Source organism: Paludisphaera mucosa, assembly GCF_029589435.1.
Lineage (GTDB): Bacteria > Planctomycetota > Planctomycetia > Isosphaerales > Isosphaeraceae > Paludisphaera > Paludisphaera mucosa.
The window spans coordinates 5106754-5120550 of record NZ_JARRAG010000002.1 but is presented as its reverse complement, the minus strand read 5'-3'; the positions used below and the strand labels follow the sequence as shown (position 1 = coordinate 5120550).

8 protein-coding genes are annotated in these 13797 nt (G+C 71.3%); 5 read left to right on the top strand and 3 right to left on the bottom strand.

From position 1 onward, the window contains the following. Positions 1-5: 5 nt before the first annotated feature. Entirely contained in the window at positions 6-689 is a 684-nt protein-coding gene (locus PZE19_RS29680) for a hypothetical protein (RefSeq protein WP_277864223.1), read from the bottom strand. A 177-nt stretch (positions 690-866) separates the two neighbouring features. Between PZE19_RS29680 and PZE19_RS29675 the strand changes: the two genes are divergently transcribed. The 4 genes from PZE19_RS29675 (at position 867) to PZE19_RS29660 (ending at position 10204) form a co-directional block, all read left to right on the top strand. Beyond that, positions 867-2888: an NAD(+) synthase gene (locus PZE19_RS29675; RefSeq protein WP_277864222.1), complete on the top strand. Its 2022-nt coding sequence runs from the start codon at positions 867-869 to the stop codon at positions 2886-2888. 202 nt (positions 2889-3090) lie between these two features. Next, the gene (locus PZE19_RS29670; RefSeq protein WP_277864221.1) at positions 3091-8229 is read left to right on the top strand and encodes a DUF1549 domain-containing protein; all 5139 of its coding nucleotides are present in this window, start codon (positions 3091-3093) and stop codon (positions 8227-8229) included. A 17-nt stretch (positions 8230-8246) separates the two neighbouring features. Then, positions 8247-9728, top strand: coding sequence for a DUF1501 domain-containing protein (locus PZE19_RS29665; RefSeq protein ID WP_277864220.1), 1482 nt, complete (start codon positions 8247-8249; stop codon positions 9726-9728). 23 nt (positions 9729-9751) lie between these two features. Next, positions 9752-10204, top strand: a complete 453-nt coding sequence (locus PZE19_RS29660) for a TIGR03067 domain-containing protein (protein WP_277864219.1) — start codon at positions 9752-9754, stop codon at positions 10202-10204. A gap of 10 nt (positions 10205-10214) precedes the next feature. On the opposite strand, the gene PZE19_RS29655 is transcribed toward PZE19_RS29660, so the two are convergent. Both PZE19_RS29655 and PZE19_RS29650 read right to left on the bottom strand, forming a co-directional pair. Further along, a complete protein-coding gene (locus tag PZE19_RS29655; protein WP_277864218.1) occupies positions 10215-10829 on the bottom strand; it encodes a Uma2 family endonuclease in 615 nt (204 codons plus the stop codon). Positions 10830-10855: 26 nt separating this feature from the next. Continuing rightward, the gene (locus tag PZE19_RS29650; RefSeq protein WP_277864217.1) at positions 10856-13300 is read right to left on the bottom strand and encodes a glycoside hydrolase family 95 protein; all 2445 of its coding nucleotides are present in this window, start codon (positions 13298-13300) and stop codon (positions 10856-10858) included. Positions 13301-13627: 327 nt separating this feature from the next. Here PZE19_RS29650 and PZE19_RS29645 point away from each other — a divergent pair, with 327 nt between their 5' ends. Continuing rightward, on the top strand, positions 13628-13777 hold the full coding sequence (locus PZE19_RS29645) for a hypothetical protein (RefSeq protein WP_277864216.1): 150 nt from the start codon (positions 13628-13630) through the stop codon (positions 13775-13777). The last annotated feature ends 20 nt before the right edge of the window (positions 13778-13797 follow it).

Here is a 13797-nt window from a genome sequence, read left to right as displayed (position 1 = left end):
CGGCCTCACCACCAGGCGGGCAGATACGGCTCGACGCGGCGCACCAGGAATCCCGAGATCCTCAGCACGCCCATCAAGACCCCGATGCGGTCGAACCACCCCGTCGGCCGCCGCCCCGCGCCGCTCAGGGCGAGGGCGGCCCACGCTCCGACCACGGCCGCGGCGGTCGCCCCGTTCCCCTCGACCACGACCTTCCACAGCTCGTGGCTGTACCACGTGCCGGGCCAGGGGAAGGCCAGCTTTCCCAGGACCTGCCAGGGCGCCCCCGGAGGGAAGGGAGCCCCCCGGACGTAAGGGATGGCCTTCGAGACGATCTCGTCGAGGAACAGCAGGAGCATGGCCGCGGCCGACGCGTAGGCGGCCGTGTACCCGTAACACCGCGCGGCCCGACGCAGGCCCCGGCGGCCGCCCGCCAGCGGGATCGCCGCCAGGATCAGGGTCCACACGGCGAGCGCCGAGAGGAGCATGTAGGCCCCCCGCTCCCACGGTCCCATCGGATGGAGGGGGGAATGCGGCTGCTTGAGCATCTCGTAGACGAGCGGCGGCACCGCGAGCGTCAGGGCCGCCATCGCCGCGAACAGGACGAGCTGGGACGGTCCGAAACGCCGCCGCGCGATCGAGCCGTCCGGGGGGCCGTCGTCTCCCAGGCCGATCGAGTCCCCGGGGGTCGCGGGCGGCTCGGGATGCATGGCCGGGGCTCCGAATCGTCGCGAAGGGATGGGACGGGCCTCGGCGGCGAAGTGACGTGGCGGACGCCCGCGCAGGGCCCGCGGCGCTCCACTTGCATTGCCGCCGGGGGCCATCCTGTTTTACTCTCGATGGAAAGGCCCGGTCAATCGGCTGTTCGCGGACGGGATGGGGATGACATGAACGTTTTCGGCTTGGTCCGCGTCGCCTGCGCGTCGATACGGACCTCGGTGGGCGACCCGGCGGCCAACGCCCGCGAGATCGTCGGCGTGCTCGGGCGGACGGCAGGGTGCGACGTCGTCCTCTTCCCCGAACTCTGCCTCACCGGCTACACCTGCGCCGACCTCTTCTATCAGCCGACCCTCCTGCACGCCGCGCTCGACGCGCTGGCGACGGTCGTCGAGGCCAACGCCGGCAAGGCCCGCGTGGTGGCGGTCGGGCTGCCGCTGGGGGTCGGGCCGCACCTCTACAATTGCGTCGCGGTCGTCGACGGCCGCGGCGTGCGGGGGGTGGTCCCCAAGCAGCACCTGCCCAACTACAAGGAGTTCTACGAGCGGCGGTGGTTCCGGCCGGCGCGGGGCGAGGAGCCGGCGGAGGTCGAGATCCTGGGCCGGCCGACGCCCTTCGGGGTCGACCTGCTCTTCCCCGCCGAAGGGGCCGGCGAGGCCGGTCGCGACGTCGTGCTGGGGGTCGAGATCTGCGAGGACCTCTGGCTGCCGATCCCCCCGAGCGCCTCGCAGGCGCTGGCGGGGGCGACGATCCTGCTCAACGCCTCGGCCAGCAACGAGACGATCGGCAAGAGCGCGTACCGGACCGACCTCGTCGTCGGCCAGTCGGCGCGGTGCATCGCGGCCTACGCCTACGCCGGCTCGGGCCCGACCGAATCGACGACCGACCTGGTCTTCGGCGGCCACTGCCTGATCGCCGAGAACGGCTGGCGGCTGGAGGAGTCGCGCCGCGTGGGCGACGGCCGTCCCGTCCTCCGCGAGTCGCACTGGATCGAGCAGGACGTGGACGTCGCCCGCCTCACCTTCGACCGCCGGTCGGCGGCCACCTTCGAATCGCCCGTCGGCCCGACCCGGTCGTTCCGCCGGATCCCGGTGGGCCTGGGCCTGACCGAGCCGAGCGACCTCAAGCGGTTCGTCGCCGCCGCCCCGTTCGTCCCGGTGGACGGCCCCGAGCTGAATCGCCGCTGCGCCGAGATCTTCGAGATCCAGGTCGCCGGCCTGGCCAAGCGGGTCGAGCGCCTGCCCGCCGGGTCGACGCTCCACCTGGGCGTCTCGGGGGGGCTCGACTCGACGCTCGCGCTGCTGGTCGCGGTCAAGACGCTCGACCTGCTCGGCCTCGACCGCAAGCTCCTGCGCGGGCTGACGATGCCCGGCTTCGGCACGACGAGCCGGACGAGGACCAACGCGATCGCCCTGATGGAGCACCTGGGGGTCTCGTCCGAGACCATCGACATCGCCGGCCTGGCCCTGCAGGCGTTCCAGGAACTGAAGCACAAACCGTTCGGCATCGACGTTCAAGGCATGGACGCGCCGACCTTCCGCGAAGCCCTGCTCGACGTCCCCGAGGAGGGTCGAAAGGACCTCGTCTTCGAGAACGTCCAGGCGCGGCTGCGGACGTTCCTGCTCATGTCGCGCGGGTTCGTGGTCGGCACCGGCGACCTGTCGGAGATGGCCCTCGGCTGGTCGACGTACAACGCCGACCACATGAGCATGTACAACCCGAACTGCTCGATCCCCAAGACGCTCGTCCGCTTCCTGGTGCTGTACGCGGCCAAGCACGAGTTCCCCGAGGGGCCGACGCGCGACACCCTGACCTCGATCGCCGAGACGACCATCTCGCCCGAGCTGCTGCCGGCCTCGAAGCGGGGCGAGATCCTGCAATCCACCGAGGACGCGCTCGGGCCTTACGAGCTGCACGACTTCTTCCTCTACCACGCGATCCGCCTCGGCTACCCGCCCGAGAAGATCCTCTTCCTGAGCCGGTTCGCCGCGTTCTCGAAGCCCTACCCGCCCGAGCTGGTCGCGAAGACGCTGCGGACGTTCCTGACCCGCTTCTTCGCCCAGCAGTACAAGCGCTCGTGCGTCCCCGACGGCCCCAAGGTCGGCACCGTCAGCCTCTCCCCCCGCGGCGACTGGCGGATGCCCAGCGACGCCGACCCCGCCGCCTGGCTCCGCTGGGCCGAGGGGGAGTGAGGTCGCGCCCCGGGTCGGCGTGCATTTCGGGCGATGCTCCGGCGGGGCGTCCCGAAAAATCGTCGCGAAGCCCCGTTCCGGCCCCTTCCCCCCGCCCCGCGGGGGTGGTCGCGACCGTACACGCATTGCATCCGCCCCACCCGCCCGTTTAACATTTGCGGAATGCAACTGATCGAAACCCGACATCGGGGAGCATGCGCTGATGGGTCGAACGACGCGCGGTGAGGGTCGGCCGTTCCTGGGCCGGATCGGGTTGGGGACGACGGCGGCCTTCGTCCTGCTGGCGGGCCCGGCGTTCGGCGAGGAGCCGAAAGCGGCGGCGCCGGCGAAGGTCAGCTACGACAAGCAGGTCCGGCCGATCTTCCAGGCCCGCTGCCAGGGCTGCCACCAGCCGGCGAAGGCCGGGGGCGGCTACGTGATGACGGCGTTCGACCGCCTGGTCAAGGGCGGCGACTCGGAAGGGGCCGCGATCGTCGCGGGCAAGCCCGCCGAGAGCGCGCTGCTGGGCCAGGTCACGCCCCACGACGGCAAGGCCGAGATGCCCCGGGGCGGTGCCCCGCTCGCCCCGGCCGAACTCGAGGTCATCCAGGCCTGGATCGCCCAGGGCGCGGCCGACGACACGCCGCCGGGCGCCCTCTCGAAGATCGACGCCGAGCACCCGCCCGAGTACACCCGCCCCCCCGTCGTCCCGGCCCTGGCCTTCTCGCCCGACGGCTCGCTGCTGGCCGTCGCCGGCTTCCACGAGATCGTCCTGTGGAAGGCCGACGGCTCGGAGCTGGTCGCGCGGCTGGTCGGCCTGTCGGACCGCGTCGATTCGCTGGCCTTCTCGCCCGACGGCGCGCGACTGGCCGCCACCGGCGGCGACCCCGGCCGCCGCGGCGAGGTGCAGGTCTGGGACGTCGCCAAGCGCAAGCTGACGCTGTCGGCCTCGGTCTCGTTCGACGTCGTCTTCGGCGCGAGCTGGTCGCCCGACGGGACCAAGATCGCCTTCGGCTGCACCGACAACTCGGCCCGCGCCATCGACGCCAAGACGGGCGAGCAGGTGCTGTTCATGGGCTCGCACAGCGACTGGGCGCTCGACACCGTCTTCTCGGCCGACGGCTCGCACCTGATCTCGGTCGGCCGCGACATGACGGCCAAGCTCACCGAGGTCGCCGAGCAGCGGTTCGTCGACAACGTGACGTCGATCACGCCGGGCGCGCTCAAGGGGGGCCTGGCCGCCGTGGCGCGGCACCCCAAGCGGGACGAGATCGTGGTCGGCGGGTCCGACGGCCAGCCCAAGGTCTACCGCATCTTCCGCCAGACGACGCGGGTCATCGGCGACGACTCGAACCTGATGCGCAAGCAGCCCGCCCTGCCCGGCCGCGTCATGGGCGTGGCCGTGAGCCCCGACGGCCTGCGGATCGCCGCCGCGAGCAGCCTCGACGGCTCGACGGGCGAGGTCGCGGTCTACTCCTACGAGTTCAGCGACGCCTACCCCGACGCGATCAAGGCCGTCCAGGCGAAGGTCGCGACCTCCCGCTCGGCCGCCGAGAACGCCGCGGTCGACGCCTACCATAAGGAAGGCGTCCGCGAGGTCTCGCGGTTCAAGGTCGGGACCGGCGGCGTCTACGCGGTCGACTTCCGGCCCGACCGCCGGGTGCTGGCGGCGGCCGGCGGCGACGGCCTCGTCCGGCTGATCGACCCCGAGACCGGCTCGCTCGTCAAGGAATTCGTCCCCGTCCCCATCGCCGGCTCGGCCGAGGGCAACCTCGCCGCGGCCGCCGCCCCGACCGCCCTCGCCCTGCCCGAGGAGCCGGCGACGACCGAGACGCTCCCCGCCGGCGCCGTCGTGGCGAGCCTGGAGGTCGAGCCCGCGACGATCACGCTGACGTCGCCCGCCGCCTACGCCCAGCTCGTCGCCACCGCGAAGCTGGCCTCGGGCGAGACCGTCGACGCGACCCGGATGATCGAGGTGAAGATCGAGGGCGACGCCGTCGAAGTGTCGCGCGGGGGCCTCGTGAAGCCCCGGGCCGACGGGGCCGCGAAGGTCGTCCTGAGCCTGGCCGGCAAGGCCGTCGAGGTCGCCGCCAAGGTCGAGGGCTTCGCCACGCCGATGCGTCCCGACTTCATCCGCGACGTCGACCCGGTCCTGGCCCGGATGGGCTGCAACCAGGGGACCTGCCACGGCTCGGCCCAGGGCAAGAACGGCTTCAAGCTCTCGCTGCGGGGCTACGACCCGCTGTTCGACGTCACCGCCTTCACCGACGACAACGCCGGCCGTCGCGTCAACCTGGCCTCGCCCGAGGACAGCCTGATGCTCGACAAGCCGACCGGGGTCGTCCCCCACGCCGGCGGCGTGCTGATGAAGCCCGGCGACGCCTACTACGAGATCGTCAAGTCGTGGATCGCCCAGGGGGCGAAGCTCGACCGGGCGGCGTCGAAGGTGGCCAGGATCGCCGTCTTCCCGGCCAACCCGATCGTCCAGCTCCCGGGCGCGACCCAGCAGATCCGGGTCGTCGCCACGTTCCACGACGGCGTCGTCCGCGACGTCACCCGCGAGGCCTTCCTGGAGAGCGGCAACACCGAGGTCGCCGCCACCAAGCCCCACGGCCTGGTCGCCGCGATCCGCCGCGGCGAGGCCCCCATCCTCGTCCGCTACGAGGGGAGCTACGCCTCGACGACCCTGACCGTCATGGGCGACCGCACCGGCTTCGCCTGGACGCCGCCGCCGACCTACGGCCGGATCGACGAGCTGGTCGCCGCCAAGTGGGCGCGGCTCAAGATCCAGCCCTCCGGCGTCTGCACCGACGCCGAATACCTGCGCCGCGTCTCGCTCGACCTGACCGGCCTGCCGCCGACCGCCGAGGAGGTCCGGGCGTTCCTCGCCGACCCCGCCGAATCGAAGGCCAAGCGCGAGGCCCTCGTCGACCGCCTGATCGGCTCGCCGGCGTTCGTCGACTACTGGACGAACAAGTGGGCCGACCTGCTGCAGGTCAACCGCAAGTTCCTGGGCGTCGAGGGCGCCGCCGCCTTCCGCGACTGGATCCGCGCCCAGGTGGCCGCCGACCTCCCCTACGACGAGTTCGCCCGCAAGATCCTCACGGCCGCCGGATCCAACAAGGAGAACCCCGCCGCCTCGTACTACAAGATCCTCCGCGATCCCGAGGCGACGATGGAGAACACCACCCAGCTCTTCCTGGGGGTCCGGTTCAACTGCAACAAGTGCCACGACCACCCCTTCGAGCGCTGGACGCAGGACCAGTACTACCAGACCGCCGCCTTCTTCGCGCAGGTCGACCTGAAGCCCGACCCGGCCGGCGGCGGCAAGACCCTGGGCGGGACCGAGGTCGAGGCCGCCAAGCCGCTCTACGAGATCATCTCCGACGCCGCCACGACCGAGGTCGTCCACGACCGGACCAAGCAGGCGACCGCTCCCAAGTTCCCGTTCGAGAGCGCCCACGCGAAGGCCGAGCCGGGCTCGTCCCGGCGCGCCGAGCTGGCCTCGTGGATCACGTCGTCCGACAACCCGTACTTCGCCCGCGGCTACGTCAACCGACTCTGGGGCTACCTGTTCGGCGTCGGCCTCGTCGAGCCCCTCGACGACGTCCGAGCCGGCAACCCGGCGACCAACCCCGAGCTGCTCGACCACCTGGCGTCCGAGTTCGTCCAGGGGGGCTTCCGGGTCCGCAAGATCCTCCGCGAGATCTGCACCTCGCGGACCTATCAACTGTCGGTCGAGTCGAACCCGTTCAACGCCGACGACAAGACCAACTACTCCCACGCCTCCGCGCGTCGGCTGCCGGCCGAGGTGCTCTACGACGCGGTGAACCTGGCGACCGGCTCGATCTCGCGGATCCCGGGCGTGCCCGCCGGAACCCGGGCCGCGGCCCTGCCGGACTCGGGCGTCGAGCTGCCCAGCGGCTTCCTCTCGGCGTTCGGCCGCCCCGTCCGCGAGAGCGCCTGCGAATGCGAGCGGTCCAGCGGGCTGCAGCTCGGGCCGGTCATGGCCCTGGTCAGCGGCCCGACCCTGGCCGACGCCCTGGCCGACCCGGCCAACGAGCTGACGAAGATCGCCGCCCGCGAGCAGGACGACGCCAAGCTCGTCGAGGACCTGTTCCTCCGGATCCTGAACCGGCCGGCGACCCCCTCCGAGGTCGTCGCCGGCCGCGCGGCCTTCCAGGAGGTCGACGACGACCACAAGACGCTCGCCGAGACGCTCGGCCGCAAGGAGGCGGAGTACGCCGCCGACCGGCCCCGCGTCGAACGCGAGCGGCTGGCTGTCCTCGCCACCGCCGAGGCCGAGCTGGCCGCCTTCGACCGCGACCACGCGCCGAAGCGGGCCCAGCAGGAGAAGGAGCGGGCCGAGAAGGCCGCCGCCGTCGAGGCCGACCTGAAGGCCTATGAGGCCCAGCTCGCCGCCAAGGTCGCCGAGTGGGAGAAGGCCAACGCCGGCTCGGTCGTCGACCCCTGGGTGGTCGTCCAGCCCAAGGCGATGACGGCCTCCAACGGGTCGACTCCGACCCGCGAGGCCGACGGCTCCATCCTCGTCACCGGGCCGAACAAGAACGGCGAGCTGACCATCACGGCCGAGACCGACCTGGCCGCCGTCGCCGCCGTCCGCCTGGAAGTGCTGACCGACCCCAAGCTCCCGTCGAACGGCCCCGGCCGGGCGAGCGACGGCAACTTCGTGCTGAGCGAGTTCCAGCTCTCGGCCGCGCCCAAGGCGACGCCCGACCAGGCGAAGCCCGTCGCCCTGCACGGCGCGCTCGCCGACTTCAGCCAGGGCGAGTTCGACGTCGCCAAGGCCGTCGACGGCAACCTCGACGACCAGCGCGGCTGGGCCGTCTCCCCCCGCGCCGGCCTGCTCCACTGGGCGACCTTCCGAACCAAGGAGCCCGTCGGCGGCCCCGGCGGGACGGTCCTGACGTTCAAGCTCCACCACCGGTTCCAGGACGTCTGGACCCTGGGCCGGTTCCGGATCTCCGTCGCCCGCCGGGCCGACGTCGGCCTGGGCCTCCCCGAGCCGCTCCGCGCCGTGCTGGCGACGGCCCCCGACGTCCGCACCCCCGCCCAGGTCGAGGTGCTGATGGGCTACCATCGGGCGATGGACCAGGGCTTCCTGGACCGTCGCGCCGCCCTCGCCGCCGCCCAGGCCCCCCTGCCCGCCGACCCGGCCAAGGCCGCCCTGCAGGCCCGGATCGAGGCGGCCCGCAAACCCGCCGGCCCGCCGCCGGCCCTCGTCCAGCTCCGCCGCGACCTCGACATGAGCGTCCAGCAGGCCGCCGCCCGCCGCCTCACCGCCGCCCAGGACGTCGCCTGGGCCCTCATCAACAGCCCGGAATTCCTCTTCAACCACTGACCCGAGGGAGCCTCGCGATGATCATCGTCCCCGGACAGCCCGGCAAGGACCTCTGCGATCCCCAGCTCGGCACGACCCGGCGCGACATCCTGCGCGTGGGCGGGTCGGGTCTGATGGGCGTGAGCCTCGGCACCCTCTTCCAGCTCCAGGCGGCGACCGCCCGCGCCAACGACGCGACCGGCGCCAAGACGGCGCCGGGGTGGGGCAAGGCCAAGAGCATCATCATGGTCTACCTCCAGGGCGGGCCGAGCCACCTCGACCTCTGGGACCCCAAGGACGGCGTCCCCGACAACGTCCGCAGCCAGTTCAACCGCATCCCCACCAAGGTCCCGGGGATGGACCTCACCGAGATCCTCCCCAAGCTGGCCCAGGTCACCGACAAGCTCACGCTCGTCCGCTCGATGAGCTACACGCCCAACGGCCTGTTCAACCACACGGCGGCCATCTATCAGATGATGACCGGCTACACGACCGACAAGGTCAGCCCGTCCGGCCAGCTCGAGCCGCCCAGCCCGAAGGACTTCCCCAACTTCGGCTCGCAGATCGTGCGACTCCGCCCCCAGACGGTCCCGATGCTGCCGTTCGTGATGCTGCCGCGGCCGCTCCAGGAGAGCAACGTCGTCGGCAAGGGGGGCACGGCCGGGTTCCTGGGCAAGGCCTTCGACCCGTACACGCTGTTCCCCGACGGCGACGACATGGACATGACCAAGCTGGACCGGATCAAGATCGAGGACCTCCAGCTCCGCCCCGAGGTCTTCGCCCTCCGCCTCCAGCGCCGGGCGAAGCTCCGCGACGCCCTGAGCGCGGGCATGAAGGCCGTCGACGAGGCCACGGCCGAATACAAGCTCGACGAATATTACGACCGCGCCCTCAGCCTCGTCGTCTCGGGCCGGGCCCGCGACGCGTTCAACATCGGCGCCGAGGACGAGGCCACCCGCGACCTCTACGGCCGCACCACGTTCGGCCAGAGCTGCCTGCTGGCCCGCCGCGTGATCGAGGCCGGCGCGAAGGTCGTCGAGGTGATCTGGCCCAAGGTCGCCAACTCCGACAACCATTCGTGGGACCACCACACCGGCCTGACCGAGCGGATGAAGAACCAGTCCGGCCCCATGCTCGACCAGGGCCTCTCCGGCCTGCTGACCGACCTCGACCGCCGCGGCATGCTCGACGAGACGCTGGTGGTCGCCGTCGGCGAGTTCGGCCGCAGCCCCCGCAAGGGCGTCAGCACCTCCGGCAACGGCAACAGCGCCGACGGCCGCGACCACTGGCCGTACTGCTACACCGCCGTCCTCGCCGGCGCCGGCATCCGTCGCGGCCACGTCCACGGCTCGTCCGACAAGACCGGCTCGGCCCCGCTGACCGACCCCGTCCACCCCGGCGAGTTGCTGGCGACGATCTACCACGCCTTCGGCATCGACCCGGCCACGATGGTCCTGAACCACCTCAACCAGCCCCGCGAGCTGGTCAAGGCCGAGGCCGTCACCCGCCTCTTCGCCTGAGATCGACCCGCAAAGAGTCCGCCATGACCCGCGTCGTCCCCTGGTGCCTCGTCCTCCTGCTCGCGCAGGCGTCCGAGCCGGCCCCCGAAGTCAAGGCCGAGCTGAAGAGGCACCAGGGCGTCTGGCGGGCCGTCTCCTTCCGTCGCGACGGCAAGGAGACGGCCGAGGCGGTCGCCCGCTCGATCACCCGGACGGTCGACGGCGACCGCGTCGTCTGGCGCCGCGACGGCAAGAGCTTCTCGGGCTCGACCATCGTCCTCGACCCGTCCGCCGACCCCAAGACGATCGACATCGTCGCCGACGGCGGCCCCGGTCGCGACAAGACCGTCCGCGGCCTCTACAAGCTCGAAGGCGACGAGCTGACCCTCTGCACCGGCGACCCCGACGGCCCCCGGCCGAAGGAATTCAAGGCCGAGCTCGGCGACCATCAAACCCTGATGGTCTTCGCCCGCGAAAAACCCGACGCCGGGCCGTGACCGCCGGACGTCAGGCCGCCGGCCCGGGCAGGATCGCCTCCACGGCCACGACGCCCGCCTCCCGGCCGTCGAGGACGATGGGGATGGTCTCATCGCGCAGGTATTCCCGGCGCGAGCAATAGCCGGCCGAGGGATCGGCGTCGGTATAAACCTCGACGAGGCCGTCGACGAGGTTGACGATCCAGTAGCACGGGATCCCGCCGGCGGCGTACAGGCGGCCCATGACGTCGCGGTCGACGGCCAGGCTCGATTCGGCGATCTCGACGACGAGCCCCACGTCGAGCGTCGTCAAGTCGCGCCGGGCGTAGTCGCCGATCTCCCCGCGGATCACGGCCAGGTCGGGCTCGGGCTTGCTCCAGTCCGACGCCGTGATCGGATCCTCCTTAGCCACGCGCCAGCCGTCGGGGACGATCCTCAATAAGGCCGCGAAACCGAGCTTGCCGGCCTGGATGCGGGGACGATTCCGACCCGTCTTGGCCACCAACAATCCTTCGATCAGCTCCACCTTCTCGGCATCGAGGATGGCGTCGGCCGCGATCAGACGATCGTACTGCGCGACGCTCAGCCTCGACAGCCGCGAGGCGAGTTGCGGACTGATGTCGATGATGGCTCCAGGCGGTGTCATGGAAACGGCTCCAAGGCGGCGAAGCCTCAACGACTGGGGCGGACGCCCAGGTCCGCGTCTATTGTATACGACCCACCCGGCTTCGACTCGATCTGCACCGACTTCCCGCCGCAGCGGACGGTCGCCTTGCGGCCGAGGCGGGAGCGGATGGTCGCCGAGGTCAGACGGCCGTCCTTCCAGGCGAGGTCGACGTCGAACCCGCCGCGGGCGCGGAGGCCGGTGACGGAGCCGGTCGGCCAGGCGGCGGGGAGCGCGGGGAGGAGGTGGACGTCGCCGTCGGCCTCGTGGCTCTGCAAAAGCATCTCGGCGACGCCGGCGGGGAAGGCGAAGTTGCCGTCCATCTGGAAGGGCGGGTGGCTGCCGAACAGGTTCGCATACACGCCGCCGGGGCCGAGCTGCAACGTCCGCTCGATCAGCCGGAACGCGTGGTCGCCGTCGCCCAGCCGGGCCCAGAGGCTGATCTTCCAGCCGGTCGACCAGCCCGTCCCCTCGTCGCTCCGCGCGATCAGGGATTTCTTCGCCGCTTCGAGCAGTTCCGGCGTCGCGGGCGTAACCTGATTCCCCGGGTAGAGGCCCCACAGGAACGAGAGGTGGCGGTGGTGCGGCTCCGTCTCCGCGAACGGTTGGAACCACTCCTGGAGCCGCCCGTCCGGGCCGATCCGGGGCGGCGGCAGCTTCTTCAGGGCCGCTTCGAGCCGGTCGCGGAACGGGGCGTCGACGCCCAGGACCTTCGTCGCGGCGACGCAGTGGGTGAACAGGTCGTGGATCAGCATCATGTCCATCGTGCTCGCCATGCTCACGGCCGAGCGCTTGCCGTCGGGCCCGATGAAAACGTTCTCGGGCGAGGTCGACGGCGACGTCACCAGCCGGCCCTGGGCGGCCTCCACCAGGAAGTCCAGGCAAAACTCCGCGGCCCCCTTCATCAGGGGGTAGGCCTCGTCCCGCAGGAAGGCCTCGTCGCCGCCGAAGGCGTAATGGTCCCACAGGTGCTGGCAGAGCCAGGGCCCGGACATGGGCCAGAGGGCCCAGGTCGCGTCGCCCTGACCGTAGTCGCCGACCGGGGCCGACTGCCGCCAGAGGTCGACGTTGTGGTGCGCGACCCAGCCTCCGCAGCCGTAGTTGACGCGGGCCGTCTTCGCGCCGTTGACGGCCAGTTCGCGGATCAGTCCGAACAGGGGTTCGTGGCACTCGGCGAGGTTGGTGGTCTCGGCGGGCCAGTGGTTCATCTGGGTGTTGATGTTGACCGTGTAATTGCTGCTCCAGGGGGCTCGCACCTCGTCGTTCCAGATCCCCTGGAGGTTCGGCGGCTGCCCCCCCGGCCGGGCGCTCGAGATCAGCAGGTAGCGACCGTACTGGAAGTGGAGCGCGACCAGGCCCGGATCCCTCGCGCCGAACCGCTTCACCCGCTCGTCCGTGGGGACGTCGGCCGCGCCGGCCGCCGCGGGGCCGAGGTCGACGGCCACCCGACGGAAGAGGGCCTGATGGTCCTGGACATGGTCGCGCAAGAGAACATCGTACGACTTCGCCGCGGCCCCGGCGAGCCGGCCGGCGGCGATCGGCGAGGGGTCGACGCCGTGCCGGCCCGGCGACTTGTCGAAGCCGTTGAAGCTCGTCGCGGCCGAGAGGACGAGGGTCGCGGACGTCGCGGCCGTCACCTTGAGCGCGTCGTCCTCCGCGGTGACGGCCCCGTCCGAGATCGCCTTGAGGCGGACCTCGAATTCCATCCCCTCGTCGTCGGAGTACACGATCGGGTTCGGCCGGTCGTAGTAGTTGGGGTCGACGTGCGCGGGGGCCTTGCCGCGGAGGACCAGCGAGCCGTCGTCGGCCTTCGTGCGGAACCTCAGCCGGCTGCCCAGCCCGGCCGTGAACGCGAGCGCGCCGGGTCGGTCCGCCGTCAGCCGCACGACGAGCACGCGGTCGGGATGCGAGATGAAGGCCTCGCGCGTGTAGGTGACGTCGCCGACCTTGCAGGTCGTGGTCGCGACCGCCGTGTCCAGGTCGAGCGAGCGCCGGAAATCGCGGGGGGCGTCGGCGGGCTTCGCGAATGTCAGAGTCAGGTCGCCCATCGGCAGGTACGTCTGCGTGTAGGGCCCCATCATCTTCTTGCCCAGCTCGTGGGCCTCGGCGTACTCGCCGTCGGCGATGAGCCGGCGCATCTCGGGGAGGACCTTCAGGGCCCCGGGGTTGTCGCAATCCTTGGGACCGCCCGACCACAGGGTCGCGTCGTTGAGCTGGATCCGCTCGACGGGGAAGCCGCCGTAGACCATCGCGCCGAGCGAGCCGTCGCCGAGCGGCAGGGCTTCGAGCCACGCGGCGGCCGGCCTGTCGTACCAGAGTTTGAGCGCCTGCTCGGGCGGCGCCCCGAAGGCGAGAGAGCCCGCATGCAGCATCGCGACCGCGATCCAGGCCGTCGCCCTCGACGCGGGCCGGCCTTGACCGGCGCTGCTCTGCCATTTTGACGTCGTCGTCATGGGAGGGATCCTTCAACCGTTGTAGATTCGACCCGTCCGAGGGGCGTTTTTTGCCCACGCCCGATGCACGCCCGCCGAAGAATCGAGCGTAGCACGGCCCGGGCGACGAGGCCACGGGCGGGCGGTGCGTGGCGTTTCGTCGTCGCGAGCCCGCGAAACGCCGAGAAATCGCCACGCGACCCGCAAGCGTATGCGGGCATCCCGATCCGCCGGGGTTGTTTATGGAGTATTCTTCCTGGTGGCCAAGGCGAGTGGTACGCGGGTTGCTCTAGCAGTCCTGACGTCACCTGTCTTTCGGCAAAGTCTGATCTCCATTCGGAGGCGACCATGAGCCCGAAGAAGCGTCGCAAGATCTACGGGGTGCGTCGGGAATCGCGCAGGACGCGGGGCTGGACGCGATGGTTCCAGGAAGGCATGTTCGACGCCGACTCGGCGGGCGGCATCCGACTTCGCACGGTCCTCTGGGGCCAGAAATAAACGTCGCGGAACCGACGAGC